This is a genomic window from Roseofilum sp. KMC-1 (assembly GCF_057802075.1).
Genome location: NZ_CM173605.1, coordinates 1701452 through 1719829, shown reverse-complemented (window position 1 = coordinate 1719829; position 18378 = coordinate 1701452). Strand labels below are relative to the sequence as shown.

General features: G+C 47.6%; 22 protein-coding genes and 1 tRNA gene. 7 read left to right on the top strand and 16 right to left on the bottom strand.

The window, feature by feature from the left end; translation table 11 throughout:
- Positions 1–106 precede the first annotated feature (106 nt).
- Positions 107–340 carry an exodeoxyribonuclease VII small subunit gene (xseB, locus tag AC3FZD_RS07950; protein WP_488739616.1) on the top strand — a complete coding sequence of 78 codons (234 nt, stop codon included), beginning with the start codon at positions 107–109 and terminating at the stop codon, positions 338–340.
- Positions 341–476: 136 nt separating this feature from the next.
- On the opposite strand, the gene AC3FZD_RS07945 is transcribed toward xseB, so the two are convergent.
- From AC3FZD_RS07945 to AC3FZD_RS07925, 5 genes are all read right to left on the bottom strand, one after another.
- Positions 477–1664 carry a DNA double-strand break repair nuclease NurA gene (locus AC3FZD_RS07945; protein WP_488739615.1) on the bottom strand — a complete coding sequence of 396 codons (1188 nt, stop codon included), beginning with the start codon at positions 1662–1664 and terminating at the stop codon, positions 477–479.
- A gap of 103 nt (positions 1665–1767) precedes the next feature.
- The gene (locus tag AC3FZD_RS07940; protein WP_488739614.1) at positions 1768–1905 is read right to left on the bottom strand and encodes a hypothetical protein; all 138 of its coding nucleotides are present in this window, start codon (positions 1903–1905) and stop codon (positions 1768–1770) included.
- Complete coding sequence (locus AC3FZD_RS07935; RefSeq protein WP_488739613.1) at positions 1898–2371, bottom strand: hypothetical protein; 474 nt, start codon at positions 2369–2371, stop codon at positions 1898–1900. Before AC3FZD_RS07935 ends, AC3FZD_RS07940 begins: the two co-directional genes overlap by 8 nt.
- 131 nt (positions 2372–2502) lie before the next feature.
- Entirely contained in the window at positions 2503–3285 is a 783-nt protein-coding gene (locus AC3FZD_RS07930) for an HAD family hydrolase (protein WP_488739612.1), read from the bottom strand.
- Positions 3286–3407: 122 nt separating this feature from the next.
- A tRNA-Gln gene (locus AC3FZD_RS07925) sits at positions 3408–3479 on the bottom strand.
- Positions 3480–3607: 128 nt separating this feature from the next.
- Here AC3FZD_RS07925 and AC3FZD_RS07920 point away from each other — a divergent pair.
- Complete coding sequence (locus AC3FZD_RS07920) at positions 3608–4000, top strand: response regulator (RefSeq protein WP_488740295.1); 393 nt, start codon at positions 3608–3610, stop codon at positions 3998–4000.
- Between the two features lie 55 nt (positions 4001–4055).
- Here the strand turns inward: AC3FZD_RS07920 and AC3FZD_RS07915 are convergent, their stop codons facing one another.
- Positions 4056–4517: an RNA recognition motif domain-containing protein gene (locus AC3FZD_RS07915; RefSeq protein ID WP_488739611.1), complete on the bottom strand. Its 462-nt coding sequence runs from the start codon at positions 4515–4517 to the stop codon at positions 4056–4058.
- A gap of 179 nt (positions 4518–4696) precedes the next feature.
- Between AC3FZD_RS07915 and AC3FZD_RS07910 the strand changes: the two genes are divergently transcribed.
- A complete protein-coding gene (locus AC3FZD_RS07910; RefSeq protein WP_488739610.1) occupies positions 4697–4957 on the top strand; it encodes a hypothetical protein in 261 nt (86 codons plus the stop codon).
- A 193-nt stretch (positions 4958–5150) separates the two neighbouring features.
- Here the strand turns inward: AC3FZD_RS07910 and AC3FZD_RS07905 are convergent, their stop codons facing one another.
- From AC3FZD_RS07905 to AC3FZD_RS07890, 4 genes are all read right to left on the bottom strand, one after another.
- A complete protein-coding gene (locus AC3FZD_RS07905; protein ID WP_488739609.1) occupies positions 5151–7451 on the bottom strand; it encodes a M48 family metalloprotease in 2301 nt (766 codons plus the stop codon).
- Positions 7452–7547: 96 nt separating this feature from the next.
- Positions 7548–8417 carry an NAD(P)-dependent oxidoreductase gene (locus tag AC3FZD_RS07900; RefSeq protein ID WP_488739608.1) on the bottom strand — a complete coding sequence of 290 codons (870 nt, stop codon included), beginning with the start codon at positions 8415–8417 and terminating at the stop codon, positions 7548–7550.
- A gap of 70 nt (positions 8418–8487) precedes the next feature.
- Positions 8488–8865, bottom strand: coding sequence for a HEAT repeat domain-containing protein (locus AC3FZD_RS07895; protein WP_488740294.1), 378 nt, complete (start codon positions 8863–8865; stop codon positions 8488–8490).
- A 155-nt stretch (positions 8866–9020) separates the two neighbouring features.
- Positions 9021–9509, bottom strand: a complete 489-nt coding sequence (locus tag AC3FZD_RS07890; RefSeq protein ID WP_488739607.1) for a hypothetical protein — start codon at positions 9507–9509, stop codon at positions 9021–9023.
- 335 nt (positions 9510–9844) lie between these two features.
- Here AC3FZD_RS07890 and AC3FZD_RS07885 point away from each other — a divergent pair, with 335 nt between their 5' ends.
- From AC3FZD_RS07885 to alr, 3 genes are all read left to right on the top strand, one after another.
- The gene (locus tag AC3FZD_RS07885; protein ID WP_488739606.1) at positions 9845–10354 is read left to right on the top strand and encodes a photosystem I reaction center subunit XI; all 510 of its coding nucleotides are present in this window, start codon (positions 9845–9847) and stop codon (positions 10352–10354) included.
- A 98-nt stretch (positions 10355–10452) separates the two neighbouring features.
- A complete protein-coding gene (locus tag AC3FZD_RS07880) occupies positions 10453–10569 on the top strand; it encodes a photosystem I reaction center subunit VIII (RefSeq protein WP_347179280.1) in 117 nt (38 codons plus the stop codon).
- 166 nt (positions 10570–10735) lie between these two features.
- The gene (gene alr / locus AC3FZD_RS07875; protein WP_488739605.1) at positions 10736–11926 is read left to right on the top strand and encodes an alanine racemase; all 1191 of its coding nucleotides are present in this window, start codon (positions 10736–10738) and stop codon (positions 11924–11926) included.
- 4 nt (positions 11927–11930) lie between these two features.
- On the opposite strand, the gene AC3FZD_RS07870 is transcribed toward alr, so the two are convergent.
- The 5 genes from AC3FZD_RS07870 to gvpA all read right to left on the bottom strand — a co-directional run bounded on the left by AC3FZD_RS07870 (position 11931) and on the right by gvpA (position 15919).
- On the bottom strand, positions 11931–13061 hold the full coding sequence (locus tag AC3FZD_RS07870) for an AbrB family transcriptional regulator (RefSeq protein WP_488739604.1): 1131 nt from the start codon (positions 13059–13061) through the stop codon (positions 11931–11933).
- 48 nt (positions 13062–13109) lie between these two features.
- Positions 13110–13448 carry a gas vesicle protein gene (locus AC3FZD_RS07865; protein WP_488739603.1) on the bottom strand — a complete coding sequence of 113 codons (339 nt, stop codon included), beginning with the start codon at positions 13446–13448 and terminating at the stop codon, positions 13110–13112.
- Positions 13449–13481: 33 nt separating this feature from the next.
- Positions 13482–14567, bottom strand: coding sequence for a gas vesicle protein GvpN (gene gvpN / locus AC3FZD_RS07860; protein WP_488739602.1), 1086 nt, complete (start codon positions 14565–14567; stop codon positions 13482–13484).
- Between the two features lie 11 nt (positions 14568–14578).
- Positions 14579–15571 carry a hypothetical protein gene (locus AC3FZD_RS07855; protein ID WP_488739601.1) on the bottom strand — a complete coding sequence of 331 codons (993 nt, stop codon included), beginning with the start codon at positions 15569–15571 and terminating at the stop codon, positions 14579–14581.
- A gap of 129 nt (positions 15572–15700) precedes the next feature.
- A complete protein-coding gene (gene gvpA / locus AC3FZD_RS07850; protein ID WP_488739600.1) occupies positions 15701–15919 on the bottom strand; it encodes a gas vesicle structural protein GvpA in 219 nt (72 codons plus the stop codon).
- Positions 15920–16214: 295 nt separating this feature from the next.
- On the opposite strand from gvpA, the gene AC3FZD_RS07845 reads away from it, so the two are divergent.
- Positions 16215–18125, top strand: coding sequence for a tetratricopeptide repeat protein (locus tag AC3FZD_RS07845; RefSeq protein ID WP_488739599.1), 1911 nt, complete (start codon positions 16215–16217; stop codon positions 18123–18125).
- Here the strand turns inward: AC3FZD_RS07845 and AC3FZD_RS07840 are convergent.
- Positions 18115–18312 (bottom strand): hypothetical protein, encoded by a 198-nt coding sequence (locus AC3FZD_RS07840; RefSeq protein WP_488739598.1) that lies wholly within the window; start codon positions 18310–18312, stop codon positions 18115–18117. The genes AC3FZD_RS07845 and AC3FZD_RS07840 overlap by 11 nt on opposite strands.
- Positions 18313–18378: the final 66 nt, after the last annotated feature.

The following is an 18378-nucleotide window of genomic DNA, read 5'->3' as shown; positions in this document are numbered from 1 at the left end:
AGGCGTGACAGCCCCAATAGAGCCATACCTTTTCACCTTTGACAACCTACTCTCTTCCGGTTCCCTGTCCCCCTATTCACCCCCTCCTCAACCCTTCAGGTTTATTATGCCTAAATCCTCTAAAAGTAACTCCACACCAGACTGGAACTATGAAGAAACGGTTGCCCAAGTCGAAGCCATTATCAGTCAAATGGAAACCGGAGATCTAGAGTTAGCCGAAGTTTTCGATCGATTTACTCTGGCGGTAGAATATCTCAAACAATGTGAACGATTTCTTGCCCAAAAGCGATCGCAAATGGATCTGATGATTGAAACCTTAAGCGAAGATCCAGATTTCTGATCCCTCTACTCATTACTTACAGCAATTGGCGCTGTTATGAGGGACAATTAGGCTGTTTTTGAAGATAGCCAGAATAGCTCAAAATTTTATTGAGTCGGCGGTTCACTCCCCCCAATACAGCGCTTCGCGCTCTAATCTAAGCGATCGAACCCCGCTTACGGGCTTCCTTGTTAGATGTACCAATATTTTTCAAACCCGCCTTGATCATCTGTTGCTCCAACAAGACAAAAAAACGATGGCGATCGCCACCCCGCACCACCGCTTGATTATGCGCTTCCGCCAAGGCTACCGGATAACCATAGCCTTTCGCCACTTGAGAGAGAATTAAACTTAAGGCTTGCTCCAACAACCGGGCATCTTCAACCACCCATTGGGGAACCTCCACACGGGCAATCTCTGTACCCACATGGAGATAACAAAAATATACAACCTGTTCTCGATACTGCTCTAAAATTCGCGCCGAAGATCGCCACAAACCACTGCGTTGTCCCGGTTTTAGCAAACTTCCCCAGACTGAACTATCCCGTAGCGGCTGCAAAACTTGACAAGGAGCCTTGTCCGTTTTTCCACCACAGTGACTCGTACAATTCGGTTCGGGATAAGGACAGTGGGCAAGACGGAGAAAATTAAGCGCCTCCCCACTGCGAGACGAACTCAAATAGCCAACCAGGGGAATACGATGGCGTTGCAGGGTTTCCCAGGCTTCTAAAATGGGGGGCAAAATGCGATCGCGGGCCTCAACCGGTAGGGGATCTAAATGCCAATAAATCAGGGAACCATCCACCATCGCCAGTTTGGGCAATTTTCCCCCATCTGAAGAAGCGACGCTCACCCCCAATTCTGCCAATACCACCGCCTCCGATACCGTGCGCCGATAGGCCATCCATTCATCCGTGCGAATTCCCCATTGACGAGAAACATAGAGATCTTCTTGGCGATAAAAAGCTTCGGGGAGACTATCGAGAAGGGGGGCAAGATTTTGTCCATAGTGTAAAACCACCCGTCCCGTATTAATCAGATAGCAATAGGCAATTTCATGATGAGAGGGAGCCATCTGGGAGCCATCCGTAGAGATCACGGTATGGATTGGATCGGCACTCTGAATATCGACGACTGTATCCAAGGGTTCGATGGGAAAGGCAGCATTAAAGCCAAAATGACTTGACCATTGTTCATAGGAAGAGATCAATTCATCTAGGCGATCGCCCGCTTGAGTGAGGGTTTCTCTAGCGCGGTTAAGCCGTTTCTGGGTAGCAGTGGCTTCGTCTTGCAGATGTTGGCTGATCCCTTCCATCTGACGGGCGAGTTTATTAAAATCAAGCATAATATCAATTAAAAATTAAAAATTAAAAATTAAAAATTAAAAAACTGTAATCACTACAAATAAAATATATTGTACTACAAAGCCGTCCTAGAAGGACGGGGTTTCAGACCCAAAATTTTGATGAATCTTTGGGAGTTAGAAACCGGGTTTTTCCAACAGTTCCCTGAGTTCGCATATATTGATCGAAAAACCCGGTTTCTTTGTTGTTGCGGCGATCGCCTACTTGCCCGATTTCAGTCATCCGTAGAATCATCTTCCTGATTCTGTTGATTGAGCAGAATATCCAGGATGCGTCGATTCTCCGTTTGCAGTCCCCGAATTTCTTCTTGTCGTTGATCCATTCTTTGAAAGAGTTGTTGCCGCTCCTCCCCGGCTTCTGCTGCGGCATTAGCTAGAGCTTGAATGATACGAGCATTACTTTCAATCAGGCGATCGTGTCGATCGACATCCGCCCTAGCTTGTGTGGAGGCATTAGCTAAAGCTTCAATCACACGAGCATTACTTTCAATCAAGCGATCGTGTCGATCGACATCCGCCCTAGCTTGTGTGGAGGCATTAGCTAGAGCTTCAATCAGGCGATCGTGTCGCTCCACATCCGCCCTAGTTTGTGTGGAGGACTGGGTTAACGCTTCAATCAGGCGACTGTTACTTTCAATCAGATCTCCTAAACGGTCTAATCGCTCATCATCCCAGCGCTCTGTAGTCATCAATCTGTCTCCTTATGATCTCTTACTTTTAGCTTAGACTAGAAATAGTAGAAACCCTTGAGAAAGAGCTAGACCCAAGTCCCTGATTCAGTTTATGCACAGCTATGAAACGGTTGTTAAAAACTCGGTTTCTAACTCCCCGCTAATAGCCACTGGTTTAAGGGTTGGCTAAAGGTTTCTAAGGATAGGGAATGAATCCGAGGATGGATGCTGGCGGCTTGTTTTTCGGCTTGTGTATTGTAGCCCCAGGTAGCCAGGAAGAGTTCCACAGTGGTTAATTGGGGATGTTGAGCCACACAGAGCAGCGTTTTCCAGCGATCTTCGATGAACCAAATCCGTTTTTCTGAGGGATTGAATGTAAGCAGGGTTTCGGTTTTAGGGCGCTTGATGCTTTTGCCAATGATGCGATCGCCCGGAAAGTCAATATTCTCCATCATCAGTAATTCTTGGGCAAACCGAGCTTCTTTAGTGGTAATAATCACCAGTTCCAGATCTCGATTCGCTAGGAGCGATCGCAGTTGGGGCGCAATACCCGGATAAAATCGATGCAAGGCTAACCACTCTGAGCGGTTCATTTGGATCTGGCGATCGCGTCTACCATCAACCCGATCCATAATTTCCCCAGCTTTGAGGCCATCTCTAGTCATAATTTGCTCGCAGATCCCGCGCCAATGGCTTAAAATTTCCTCCTCTGAAGTTCCCTCCACCATTGCCCGAATTAATACCGGCATTTCCCAACCCGTTTCAATCACCGGGCGCAAGCGGTAAAATACTTCGGCCATCCCTGGGGGTGGGGTAGCGTCAGCAACCTCCCATATCTGAGTATAGGTTAGCCAAGCGGTTTGAAAATACTCGATTAATCCATCACACAATACCCCATCAAAATCTAGGGCTAGAACCTCTGGAATGTCCATAATGCTTGCTGGCTATAACGATACAGGCAAGGATAACAGGCGATCGCCTGCCACGTCATGATAGTGAATGTTGAGATTCTTCACGGATCTCGCTAATCAATGACTATATTAGTGATTCTAAACTGGGGTGCTAGGATTCGAACCTAGGAATGGCGGGACCAAAACCCGCTGCCTTACCGCTTGGCTACACCCCATTGGCGTTACCTTTGATATGATAACCTTAACCGCTAGGGATTTGTCAAGAGTTTGGTCTAAAATTCCCTCAACTCCCCCTAACTTCCCCTCTGGGAATTCTTAATCTGTACGTGATGAGGCAACTGTGTTGTTTACCACTCCGTCATCTCCACCCAAAGTTCTCACGGTTGACGACAGTGAGATCGTCCAAAAATCCATTCAAAAGGCACTCAAGGATCAGGGCGTAGAGGTTTTAGTCGCTGATAATGCTGTCGATGCCTTACGTCTGATTTACAATGAATCTATCGCTGTGGTTTTGCTGGATGTCTCCATGCCAGGGGTTGATGGTCTTGAACTGTGCCGTACCATTCGCAGTATCCCTGAATTTCAATCCCTTCCCATTGTCATGGTTACGGCGCGGGATAGCCCCTTTGATAAAGTGAAAGGGCAACTTGCTGGCGCTACTCAGTATCTGACTAAGCCTTTTGATGCCGAAACTCTACAAGGTATTGTTCAGGGTTTTATTGACCAAAGGAAATAAAGGTAAAGGATTGACTCCTTTACCTTTATCAGCAAGCCATGCTGGTAAAACTGGGCTAATTCTTAGCCGCTTGCGCTGCCAGCATTTCTTTAAGTTTTGCCAGATCATCAGCCCAACGAGGATCGGGTTGGATAGAACCCGTATCTGGAGCTGGACTAGAAGTGTTTTTCTTCGACTTATTTTTCTTGCGGTTCCCGCCACCAGTAGAACTGGCGGTAGGACTACTCGAAACCGAACCCCCTTCTGGACTTCCCCCCTCTTTCCCCTTGTTCCGAGGCTGGGCTTTTTCAATTTTGAGGGCACTCTCTTTGAGCAAATAGCCATTAAACTGCTCAATAATTTGGTCGGCTTGCTCGTCATTTTTGACCGTTACAAACCCAAATCCGCGACATTTTCCTGTCTTACGGTCTGTAATCACTTTGGTGGAAACTTTGGGGTCAGTTTCAGCAAAAACGGCTTCTAGCTCTTGCTTTTCCGTTTCTTTCGGTAAGTTACCAACGTATAACCGAACAGACATTGATAAGACCTCCCTATTTAGTCTGAGTTAACTATGGATATGGCATGACCTAGTATACAGAATGCTACTGTAGCTTTCTGCACACTGAGGACGATCGGCAAACACAGTAAAATATTCACCTCGTTGGTAAACCTTTACTATTAGGATTGGGTTAGGCATTACGTTGCTCATTGAGTCTCATGGCAAGCTTTATTGATTCCGAAGACTCGGAAAAGGAAGAGCCGGGTTTTCCCTTTGGAGTCACTGTAAATTTTCCGGGTATTCCTATCGCTACCGAGCATATATTTATCTTCTTTAGGTGGCTCTACCATGTTTACTTCATGCCATATTTAACCTATCACGTTTTGGCAGATGGAGCTACCCAAAACTCAATTATTTTACCCTTAAGTTTAGAATTTTGTCATCCCCTCAATCCGAAAAATTCTGACTCCCATGGCTAACAGATAGTAAAAACCAGCCGGTGATGCGGCTGGTCAACTTGCTGTGTTGGGAGGAAGAACACATGATTCCAAAGCAGCCCACCCTGCACTTACGTTGTCGATTGCATGATTGATTGACTGTTCTGGCTTGAGCCTTCTTGTTAAGAAATGTAACACATAAACTCAAATCTCGCAAAATTTCTTTACATTATTTCTAGGTCTGCCACACCAGATAAGCACCCCAAAGTCCAGAGGCGATCGCCAGTATCGAGAGGAGCCAGGGATAATAGCTATTGGCTCGCCGTTGGGATCTGCCCTCCAAATAGGCTAAATCGACAGCGACTTGAGCGCCACGACGCAACCACCCCCCCACCTTCACAGACTGGCCAATCAAATCCTTGGGACAAACCGCATTAATGCCCCAATCCCCGAAAACACTGGCACGGGGGCAATGGTGTAAACGAATCAACCCCGCAGAAGTTTCCAGGATCAATACCTGTCCTAAGCCATTATGAACCCCGCGCCGTCCCCAAAGTTTGCCCTCTAAACGCAGAATTTGCCGTTTTTGAGGGTTTAAAGTAGCATCAGTTTGTAGAGCGGCTAAGGTCTCTGAATGATCGATGCGCTGATGTTTGATGGGGCGCACTTCCGGATAATAGTCATTGATCTGAAACATCACAATCAGGCTAAAACTAATCCAATAACAGGCAGCGATTAAATCCCCATCTTGATCTTGGGAGAGCCAAACCAGTTGACCCACATAGAAGAAATAGGCGATCGCCCCTACCAGTATGAGCAACAGACGAAACCCAATCCCCACAATGAGCGCTTGACAAAGGGCACGAGGCAAGAGGGGAAGACCTCGCTCTAGGGCGATCCAACTGTTAACACTGAAATTAAGGCCCGTTTTCAGCCCTTCTCGAAAAGTTGAGGGTAGGGAGAAGCGACGGGGAGGGATAAAGGGCAGATCTAGCTCCGTGTCTAGGCGAAAAAATCGGGCTAGATCGGTTAGCCGTTGCAGGCGATCTCCTAACCGTCCATGACCACTCAGTAGAGTGACTCCGTAGCGATAGGGATGATGTAAATCCCACTGGAGAGCCATTTCAAAGGATTGATTGGGGGCCAGATTGCCGATGGCGATCGCTTGTTCCACCCCCAAGGGAAGCAACAGATCGAAGCGTTCGATACATTCGGGTATACTCGATGCCTCCAGGATTCCCTTATGCCAACCCTGTCCTAGTTTCAACAGTCCACGGGTAAGGGCATTGGGGTTACCGGTAAAACTGACGGCTGTGGCATCACTATAAAGCAGTCGCCATCGCGAGAGTAAGACGAGGGGGAGACGGAACAGATAATAATAGGTATAACTGAGATTGGCCAAGAGAGTAGATAAAGCTCTGACGGTCATTTCCAGTAGAGGAATCTCCAGGTGATCGGCCAAACGCTCCCCCCATTTAGAGGCAGACCAATATAAGGTATAGGGAAGTTGCAGGAAACAGGCACAACCTGAAAGCAAGAGAAAGTCCCCCTTGAGGATCTGAGCGAGTTGAGTAGCATAAAAGACAGCCAGTTCATCATCCTCTAGGCGATCGAGCATTCCCTGAGAGATCACCATATGACCTGTAGGACGCAGGCCCAATCGATATTTGCCATAGGTGAAGATCAGGGGTAAGGCGGTTGGTAAAATCCCCAGTTTAGGTAAGGGCAGTTTATGTTGAGAACAAATGCGCTCAATCACCGTGGCAGATTCTGGACGGATGCTTTTCAGATGCTCCAGGTTCAGGGGTTCGAGTTCATACTCTTTTTTCAGTAGGAGAGAGAGCAGAGCTGGAGAGGCAATAAAAATAAATAAGGAGAAGATGAATAGAAATAAGGTAGGGTCTCGATACAGAATTGGCCAGGGGTTAAGGAAAGGAAGCCTCAAGAGCAGGGACTGAAGCAAGGACAAGCTGATCTTAAGGACACTCACCATCCACCCAAGAAAGGCGATCGCCGTTATCACTTGCAAACCCCATAACCAACGGATATCCGATCCCACTTGAGCCGTTTTCGGCAAGCTTCCCCATCGTTTAGCCCGTCCTGCTTGTTTCCAGGTTCTAATTTCTGGAAAAACTGGAGCAAGGGATTTTTCCTGATGGTTCTTTCCCCCTTTCGTTTCCACCATGGCAGGAGAAGAAGCCACAAAAACCCCAGTGGGATCATCAGGAGCAATAGTTACTGATGGCTTGAGATCCGGAAACTTACTTTTAAGTTTAGGTAAAGTTTTTAAGGCCCAACTTTGGAAGTTTCCATCAGAACTGTAGGTGAGTAAGTGGCAAAGATTGAGCGCCTGTTGACCCTGGCCCAGTTTACGATAAGCAATGATTAATCCTTGCTGCGCCAGTCTTTTGCGCCGTCCTTCCGGTTCCTGAGTATAAACCCCATTTAAGTGGGCGATCGCCTGTGCATACTCTCGACGTTTGAGTGCGGTTAACCCTGCGGTTAAGGAAGGGCGGTTTGGGGGTGATGATGACATAGACTTATAGCAGTTGATCGATACCGATGATCCATGATCAGCGCAATGCGCTTTATCTGCCCCTATTCCTTGTCCTTACTGTCAAAGGGATGCACCCTAGGGGTTATAGATTTTCATCATAGCCTGAGTTCCCAACTCTCCCCCATTTTCTAAGGCTTCAACCGCCTTAAAGTGTTGATTGGCTAACTCAGTTCCGGGGAATTCTTGCTCTTCGAGCATTTCTAAGACTAAGCGCAAGTCTTTTAAGATATGCTTGATGGCGAAACCAGGGGCAAAATTGGACTGATTAATTTTCGGGCCGAGATTGGAGAGCGCCCAAGATCCGGCCGCACCCCCACTACAGACTTCAACGATTAAATGGGGATCGATCTTTTGTTTTTGGGCGAGTTTGATGGCTTCGCATAACCCGATGAGATTAGCCGAGCAGAGGACTTGATTACAGAGTTTAACCGCTTGGCCACTGCCTACGGGGCCGCAGAGGTGAATGGATTTTCCCATGACTTGAAAGAAGGGTAAGCAGTCTTGAAAATCGGTTTCAGTCCCTCCAACCATGATGGTTAATGTACCGTTTTGGGCCCCCACATCTCCCCCAGAGACGGGAGCATCTAAAAAGCGTAATTGTTTAGCGGATAGGGTTTGGGCGATCGCCTGAGCTGCTTTTGGGCCAATGGTACTCATATCGACAACCAGAGTACCGGGTGGGGCGTATTCGGCTACACTGCCAGGGCCAGATAAAACTTGCTCCACATCGGGCACATCTCCCACACAGGAGAAAATCACATCGGCTGTAGCTACGGCTTCTTGAATAGAGGAAACAATCGCTACACCGGCTTCTAGGGCGATTTTGACTCCTGGGCGATCGGGGGTACGATTCCATCCTTTGATGTGATATCCGGCACGAGCCAGGTTAGCACTCATGGCCCCGCCCATGACTCCGAGTCCTAAAAAAGCGAGTTGTTGATTCATAGCTTGTGTTCTATAGCACGACTAAATCGGGAAGGGGAACAGGGACTAATCGCCCCATTCCCCTATTTCCCTATTCCCTACTCTCTGGGCGATTTTCCCATAAAGACCGAGGTTTTTGGGATGCAGATTGAGGACTTTGGTAAGTGAGTTTCACTTGCTGCAAGGCTAAAGAGGCTGCTTTTTTAACATCAGCCACAGCATCATTTAAGCCCCGTTGTAAATAAGGCAAAACTTGATCGGATTGGATGCTTCCTAGGGCAGTCATGGCAGCTTCACGCACTAGGGGACTCGAATCTTGACTGAGTTGACCCAGGGTAGAAATCATCCGTTCTGTTTCTGAGCGCAATGGACAGGAGGAAGCGATTTGTCCTAGGGCTAAAGCGACTTGTTGGCGCACTTGAGGGATTTCGTGGCGAACATAGCCAAGGAGTTGGGGGAGTGCAGACAGTTTAGGCCAGGTTCCTAAAGAGGAGAGGATTTGGCTGGGGTCAAGGGTAGCAGGAACTGGGCTAGGCTCAGTCGGACTAGAGGATTGAGGTTCAGAGGATTTAACCGTTTCTGGAGGTTCAGATTCTGGGGTCTGAGGGGTTTCGGTGTTGGTTTTTAGTTCAACTCCGGAGATGGGGGGGGTGAGGGTTCTGTAGAGGGAATCGGAGGATCTTCTGGGGGTTCGGGTTGTTCTTCTAGGGATTGAATAGCTTGTTGGGCTTGGCTTTGATAGTGTTCTCGTTGAGCGAGGGTGACTTGACGAATCCGGGATTCTTGGGCAACTAGGGTTCTCATGTCTTCAAGGCTTCGTTGAGCTTCTTGGCTGGCTTGAGAGGGTTCTGTTGTTTCTGGGCGAGCGCCAGTGGCTCTGCCATCTGTGGGAGCGGTGGGTATGGATTGTTTCGCGTCAGAGATCGCCTGTTCCCGGATGTCTTCAACGGTTTTATCTAACCGGAATTGGTGATTGCGCTCTAGGTCTTCAATGGCCTTGCGATGTCTCTGTTCTAAAGCTTCTTTTTGTTCATCGAGTCTTTTGTCAAATAGCCAGTAGGACAGGGCTATCCCTGCGGCGATACCAACAATCAAGCCAATAAGGGCAAACATAATCTGATTTCCTCCAAAACTGATGTTAATCGTACACCTAATGGGTCAGGCTGGTTCATTTTCCTTGCTCTTTAGGGGCGATCGCAAATTCCTTACCTGTGAACTTTAGTAGATGTCAGCCGATCCCCAACTTTTTCCTGGGGAGGACTTAACAAAAATTTACAATAATCCGACAAATTAGGCTCTAAATCTGGCTCAATTCTGGTTTTGATCCCCAAAACATAAACTTTTCTAAAGGACAGAGGCGACTTTGTAACAAGATTTCCCCTTTTTGCTTAAGATATGACGTTAAGCCTTCTAGCCTAATTTCGATCATATATAGAGGAGAAGAACACATGGCTGATTCCAGAGATATTGAGATGATCACAGCCTATGGGGGTAATCCCCAGGTGGGTCACCTCTCAACTCCGATTAGCGATTCTGCATTCACTCGCGCTTTTATTGGCAATCTTCCGGCTTACCGTAAAGGTCTTTCTGCCAGCCGCAGAGGTCTTGAAGTGGGTATGGCTCATGGTTACTTCCTGTATGGCCCCTTTGCTGTACTCGGCCCCCTGCGCGAAACAGATTTAGCTAATCTGGCAGGCTTATTAGCTACCATTGGTATGATTTCGATTTTAACCATCGCTTTGTCTCTCCATGGTGCGGCTGATGTTAAATATCCCCCTGTAGAATCGGCAACTCCATCTGCTCCTTCTAATCTGTGGGATAAAGATGGCTGGGGTGACTTTGCCAGCAGCTTCTTCCTAGGCGCTTGTGGCGGTGCATTCTTTGCCTATTTCCTCTGTCTCACGCCTCACTTGGCTCCCCTACAAGAGGTGGTCAATAAGATCTGGTCTGTGGGATAAAATCTGAAGAACAAGTCTCTAATTTGTTCAGTCCAAAGTTTCCTTTGAGGAAAAGACGATAAAGTTTTAACTGCAATTGGTCATAAGGAGTTTTTGACATGACAGGTGCTTACGCTGCTTCTTTCTTACCGTTCATTTTGGTTCCTTTAGTTGGTTTAGTGGGTTCGGCTGTGGCTATGGGTTTATTTTTTCTTCACGTTGAAAGTGATGCTTAAATCCCCTTAGTTTGATCTGAGCCATCATACCGTTCATAGAAATCTCCCCGCTCAATGGGCGGGGTTTTTTGTCAGGTAGGGGTAACCCTCTGTCGATCCCCTTGTCGGAATCCGGAACTACAGATTAAAGTGTGGGATAACTTTGGTGTGGTCTGTGGGAGTGAATATGCTCAGTCAAGAATCGTCGTTGAAACTGAAATCGAAGGGTTCCTCTTTACCAGAGAGGGGTTTAACTGTGCCTTTGCGGGAGAGAGCTTGGGTAGAAATCGATCGAGGGGCGATCGCCCATAATGTAGGAGAAATTAAACGACATTTGCGCCAGAAGTGCCAGTTAATGGCGGTGGTGAAAGCGGATGCTTATGGCCATGGAGCGATTTCTGTGGCGGAAACTGCCCTGGAAGCGGGGGCAAGTTGGTTAGGGGTGGCGACGATTCCAGAGGGGATACAATTACGGGAAGCAGGGATAGAAGCGCCCATCCTGATCTTAGGGGCGGTGAATACTCCAGAACAAATTGAGGCGATCGCCCATTGGCAACTGCAACCCACCCTCTGTAGTGCTAAACAAGCCTTAATTGTCTCGGAAACCCTCAATCAACTGCAAAAAAATCTCACGGTTCACCTGAAACTGGATACGGGAATGTCCCGTTTAGGTATTCCTTGGCAAGAAGGAGCAGAGTTTTTTCAACAGGTTTCCCATTTACCCCATCTTCAGATTGGCAGTGTCTATTCCCACTTGGCAACGGCGGATAGTCCCGATCCAGAGATCATGAATCAACAGCATCAACGCTTTGAAGCGGCGATCGCCCAAATGAGAGCTATGGGGTTCAGCTTACCAAAACTGCATTTAGCCAATTCTGCTGCTACTTTATGCGATCGCACCTGTCATTATGACCTGGTGCGGGTGGGACTAGCCACCTATGGACTCTATCCCGCTCCCCATCTGCAAGGGATAGTCCACCTGAAACCCGTCATGCAAGTGAAAGCAAGAGTGACTCAAATTAAAACCCTTCCTGCGGGTACTGGCATTAGCTATGGCTATCAATATATCGCGCCCCGCGATATGACTATGGCAGTTGTGGGTATTGGCTATGCTGATGGTGTTCCCCGCAATCTCTCCAATAAACTGCAAGTGGGTATTCGAGGGCAACGCATTCCCCAAGTTGGAGCCATTACCATGGATCAATTAATGCTCGATGTGAGCCACATTCCTGACCTGCAAGTGGGGGAAGTCGTCACCCTTTTAGGCAAAGATGGAGATCATCAGTTTACCGCCGATGATTGGGCAACTATTCTAGGAACGATTTCTTGGGAAATTTTATGTAGCTTTAAACATCGTTTGCCCAGAGTCACTCGTTAGTTCTTTACTTTTCAATCGGTTTAGAAGACAGTAAGGAATTCGCAAACCAGGGAATCAATAATAAAATCAGAAACATGCGGGTCATTTGCATAGCAACCACTAAGCCCACATTACCCCCGATTTCAATTACGGTTGCGGTCATCGAGCTGATGCCCCCTGGAGTTGTGCCTAAAATAGCGGTTAAGGTGTCAATGTGGGTGAGTTGATGAAATTCATAGCCAATGCCTAAACAAACCGCAATCAAAATCATCACTAAACCCAATTGAATGACCATGGATTTAAGCAAGGTTTGGGCAATTTGTCGATTAAATTTGAGACCGATGGATAATCCGAAAAGCAACAAACCTAGAGCGAAGATCGGGGCTGGGACATGCAGGGGATAGGGGAGCGTCCAGAAGGTGATTAAACCGAGGAAAAAGGGGCCTAGAAAGACGGCAGTCGGTAATTTTACGATTTTTCCTAGGACGACACCCAAAATGCCACAGAGGGCTAAAATACTGAGGTTGAGGATGGGGTTAAGGGGGGCAGATGGAAGGGGGAGATCGGGGGAAATGATGGGTTGAGTGATACTTTCACTTGACCAGAAGGTAACTAGGGAAGGGACAATTACGGATACTAGGACAATGCGTAAATATTGGAGAAAGGCGACGGCGATTGCATCTCCACCTAAATCTTCACTGAGTGCTACTAAACTCGGCCCTGCTCCGGGAATGCAGCCTAAAAAACCGGTGGCTTTGTCTATTCCAGCCCAACGACTGAGAAGATAACCATTCAACAGGCTTAAGGTTCCTGTAATGGTGATACAACCGAGTAGGGGCAGGGCATAGGTTTGAGCGAGAACGAGGGTGTCTAGGGAGAAACGGGTGGCTGTGGTCAGGGCAATAATGGCTTGACCGATGATGGAGAAAATAGAGGGGAGCGGTTGTGCTTCTCCTCGAAATATGGCCCAGATGAGGCCAAAGATCATGGGGCCAATGAGCCAGGATACGGGAATATGGATCTGGTTAAAGAGGAGGGCTGTACCAGAGGCGATCGCCCCTAAGCCTATATAGTATAGATTTTTTTTGAACTTCTCCTTAAGTGTTTCCTCAGAGGATATCTGCTCTGGCTGATTGGGTTTGGGAACATCGACCATAGTAGAATAGGTGCAAAGTATATAGTAAATGCTATAGCCAAGGGCTGATTATTCCCCGGTTTGAAGTTCAACTTCAGATGTTCCTTGTAAAGCTTTGAGTTGGGTTTCGAGTTGTTCAATGCGCTCTATTAACCGTTGATTGGTTTCTTGCAGTTGCTTGTGTTGACTGCTTAAATAAGGGTCGCTCTCCCACCAGTTAATGCCAATTTCTTTGGCTTTATCGACCGAGGCAATTAAGAGGCGAATACGGACATTGAGCAGTTCTGTGGAACCCACGGAAACGGAGATATCGCCAGCAATGACGACCCCTTTATCTAGAACTCTTTCAAGGACATCAGCAAGGGTGGAACTTTGGCTTGAGGGTAGGGGGCGGGGGTTTGCAGGCACAGGAATGGGGGGGGTGAGGGAATGGGGGAATGGTTACTGGGCGATATACTTGCGCTCTTCATTGAGCCGGATTTTGCCTTGTTCCATTAAATGGCGCAAAATATTAACGGTTTCTACTCGGTTTAATCCGAGGGCACTTTCGATATCTGATAGTTTGGCTCCTTGGCTTTGGTGTAAGAAGGTGTAAACTTTTTGCGCGGGTGGGGGAGGTTGGGGAGCAGCTACCGTAGGGGGAGGAGGTATTTGGGGATCAAAGAGGGTATTGAGGACAAGGTGAGCGGCTGAATAGTCTAAGTCGGTGCGCGAGAGGAGGATATCTTCGCAGACTTCCCGAAAGGCTTCTTGATTAAGGGCGATCGCAATTTGATGTTCATGGCAAATTTTAGCGATCATCAGGCCCGATCGCAAACCCAAGGTTTTCTGGGTTCCCGTTTTCTGCTGAAACTCTATGACAATCTCAACAACGGTTTGCGCCTCTTCCTGAGTAATGCCGATTTTCTCCACTAAAATAGCCGTCTGGGTGTCGGCTTCTGGATCGGGCATATTCAAAGTTACGAGGCGGTCTAAAAGGGCATCCTGGGTGGCATGAACTCCACAGTATTCTTCTGGGTTACTGGTAAAAATGGCGCGAAATTGGGGATGAACCCGGATATATTCGGAGCGGCTGTTATTGGGGGGAAGTACGAGCAATTTTTCTTCTAAGGTGGATAACAGCACATTGTTGACTTCTGGACGGGAACGGTTAAACTCATCATAAACTAGGGTAAATCCTTCTTTGGCGGCTAAAGTCAACCGTGAATCTACCCAATTTTTTCGCAGTTCGTCTTCGAGTTTAATTACACTGTGAATATAGTTATCAACCACTTTTTTCCGGGTATATCCGGATTGGTTGCCGATCAGATCGGAGGTTTTCAGTTCATCATCCCCGAAAATGAGCATAATGGGGCGACTGAGTAAGTCGGCTAGGTGTAAGGCGATGGTAGTTTTTCCGGTTCCTGCGGGGCCGCGCAAATGCACAGAAAAGCCAGACTGAAGATAGCGCAGGGCGCGAGTCGTCAGGCGCTCCATGGTGGGCGTATTGACAAAGCCCCTAGAACGGGCATTGAGTAAGGTGGGCATGGGGCGTTAAGTTAGAGTACGGAGTACAGGCGATCGCGCTGAGTCACCATGCCTTTTTTAATCAGCGATCTCAGAGTATCTACTGCTTGTACGCGGTTAATCCCTAGGGCTTCTTCAATCACCGTTAATCGAGATGAGGGAGATTTGCGTAAGAAATTATAAACCTGTTCTTCTTCCGTGGAAAGATACTTGCCATTTTTTTTATCTGCTTTTTCCGCTGCGGGTGCGGGGGCTGGGGATGAACTGGCAAGGGTTACCGGAGAAGGTTTTGGGGAAACCATGGCTGGTTTGGGAACGGGTTTTTTGGCCGCTTTTGATGGCTTGGATTTAAAGGCTGGTTTTGGGGCTGCTGGTGCGGGAATGGCCGCAGGTGTATCTCCCCAAACCCATTGGTAGAGGTTCTGGCGGTATTCTTTTAAGCTGTGGATAAAGCTATCGAGTTCTAGTTGCAGCACTTGAGCGTTTTCCTGGCGCTGTTGACGAGCGCTAGAGAGTGTTTTTTTTACTTCCCTTTTCCGCTCTTGGCGTTTTTGCTCTAAGACTTGGCGATAGCTGTCCATTTGCAGATGGAGATCTTCGATATACTCGGCTAGATCTTCCTGAAGTTGATCGTAGCGTTGTTGGCGAGTCTGACGAGCGGTCTGTAAAAAGTTTCGGGTTTCTGTTTGCAGACGCTCCATAGTCTCCTGGAGACGGATGGCGACTTCATCGCTCATCAGAAACCGTTCTGTGGTGCAGGTTTCTAGAAAATCTTCAATCTGTTCTCTTAATTCTTGGGCGTAGGTTTGCAGCTCTGCCTGTTGCTGCTGACCCCGGAAACGCCGCTCTTCTTCTGCTTGCGCCAAGTCTGAACGAAACTGGCGCAGTTGCTCTTGGAGTTGTACCGCTGCGGCTTGGCGTTGGTCGGTTAAGTTCTTGATGTGAACTTGCACTGCTTCCGATCGCCAGCGTGTTTGGGTTTGGCGTTGTTCTTTTTGCGATCGCCATTCATCTATAAGCGCCATAGTCTTTTGATCCCCTTCCCTGGTGAAGCTCCGTTTTCTCAGACCGCAGTCCCCACGCTCAGAGGAAATAAAAAGGGTTTTCTATTTCCCCCAAGCCTAGAAGTACTGCCAGTCAGTTTAATGCTGATGTTAGACGGCAGGAACAGCCGCTTGAGCGGTTAGACCTACTGCTTCAGCATATTTGAGGTAAGTTTCAACTGAAGCAATGACGATGCGTGCTTCAATGGCCAGCAGTTCAATTCCCACTAAGGAGACCCGAACCCAAGCATCAATCACAATGCCTTTATCGAGGATGCGATCGACGACTTCTCCGAGACTCGATGAAGAGTTTACTTTTTCAACAGCCATAATTATCTTCCCCTGTTTTGGTTGGGCAATGGTTCCGAGAGCAAAGCTTGTACTGTTCAGGTAACTGTAACCTGGATCACGAATTACCTGAGTGTGCGGCTCTATCTCCATTTATTTTATCGGACAATGGAGGATTATTCGTCAAAATGCTCTTACACTTTACTTAAATTCATCATTGTTCCTCGGCTTCCTCTCCTAGATTTTCCTCCTGGGTTACACCCACCGATCTTTATAATCATGTATGTCAGAATAAACTCACATCCTCCGATCTCACTAACCTCAGAACTGAGCCACAATGGAACGGCTGCTTAATCAACGATATCAATTTATTAAAACCCTTGGCTCCAACCAGCTTGGCCAAACTCACCTGGTGGGAGACACCCATCTACCGGGCCATCCTCGATGTGTGGTCAAGCAATTGAAGCTTCCCGGTAGTAATCCCAAAACCTTAGAATTCAGTTTAATTTTACTGAACAAGAAGGCGGAAGCCCTCAAAAGTCTCGGCACTCATCCTCAACTGCCTAAATTGCTGGATTATTTTGAGGAGAGTCAAAGTTTTTATTTGGTAGAAGAGTTTATTATCGGGACTTCCTTACGAGAGCAATTCGAGTCTCAGCCCCAATGGACAGAAGCTCAAGTGATCGGTTTATTGGAGGAAGTGTTACAAATCTTAGCGTTTATTCATAGTCGGGGCTTGATCCATCGCTCGATTGAGCCAGCAAATTTAATTCGTCGTAAATCGGACGATCGCATTGTACTAACGGGTTTTGGGATTTTTAAGGAGATTGGCACTCAAGTAATGCGCTCTCAACAACAACTGTTGAAGGCTCAAAGAAATGGATCGGGGGTCTATGTTTCCCCAGAACAAGACCAAGGACAAGCCCATTTTAATAGTGATATCTATTCTTTAGGCATGGTTGGGATTCAATTACTGAGCGGCCAAAGTCTGTTAGAGTTATCCGCACTCAGGGGTAAAACGGCCCAAGATTGGTACGATGGGGTGAAGGGGAGTCCAGGCTTCATTCGGATTTTGAATCGGATGATAGCTCCTGACACGAAGGAACGCTATCAATTGGCCACGAGTGTCTTAGAGGATTTGGCGAATTTGCAAGGGGGTAATGGGCCTTTAGTGCTATCAGATCCGGCTGTCCCGATCCCCCAAGAACCCAATGCGGCTTATGATGAAGCGGCTCCTGTTATTCCTGTGCCTTCGTTACATACTAAGCGTTATTTGTTACCGTTAAGCGTGGTAGTAGGGAGTATAGTGTTGTTGGGGATTGCCCTGGGATCGAGTCGTTTTTCTTTATCGGGGTTGGGCAATTCGGGTCTGAATGAGGCCAAAGTCTATGTGGAAGAGGGAAATTTAGAGCAGGCTTTGGAGAAGTATAATGAGGCGATCGCCAAACAGCCGAAAAATGGTGAGGCTTATTATCAACGGGCTTTAATTCATCGGGATCGGGAGAATCTTCAGTTGGCTCTGGAGGATTTTACCCAGGCTATTTTGCTCGAAAGTCACCTCACTGAGTCCTATTATCAGCGCGGTAATATCCGATTTGAATTGGGCGATCGCCAAGGAGCCAAAGCTGATTATACTGAAGCGATCGAGCTTGACCCCAGTTTTGCCCGGGCCTATGTGAATCGGGGTAGCGTGTTGTCAGATTTAGGGGATGATAAGGGGGCGATCCTGGATTACACTCAGTCCCTAAAAATGGAGCCGACGTTGAGTGCGGCTTATTTGAATCGTTGTTTATCCTGGTCGAATGTGGGAGATCAGGATCGGGCGATCGCTGATTGTACCCAAGCGATTAATCTAGAACCCACCGATGGCTTTGCCTATCAAAATCGAGGGTTAGCCCGGCGCAAAAAGCAAGATTATCAGGGGGCGATCGAGGATTACAATATTGCCATTCGTCTCGATCCTGACGATCCGGTTCCCTATCATAATCGGGGCTTAACGCGGTTAGATTTAGGAGATCTTCAAGGGGCGATCGCCGATTTTTCACTGGCGATCGAGCGCAAGTCTGATTTTGCTCTCGCCTATTATGATCGAGGATTAGCCCACTTAAAACGACAGCAAACCGATCAAGCGATTTCTGATTTGCAAAAAACAGCCCAACTCTGCCTGAGTATGGGTAGAGTTGGGTGCTATGAAGATGCAAAATATCAATTGGATCAATTACCTTCTTCTGGAGAACCTACGCCATAATCCGCCGTCGTCCTGTACCTCCTCTGGGAGCTTCACTATCTTCACGGTCGTATCCATATCCATAAGCCACTTCTGTGGATTCGGATGTGACTGATACAGTGGGTATTTCCGCAGAAAATACAGGAGTTGTGGCGATCGTGTTCGCCAAGAAAAGAGGGGAAACCAGCAAAGAGAACGAAAAATGCATAGATATCACTAGAAAGCTTCTATACTCTCTTTACTGAGATCCCAAGGGCGATCCGGAGGGTTTATT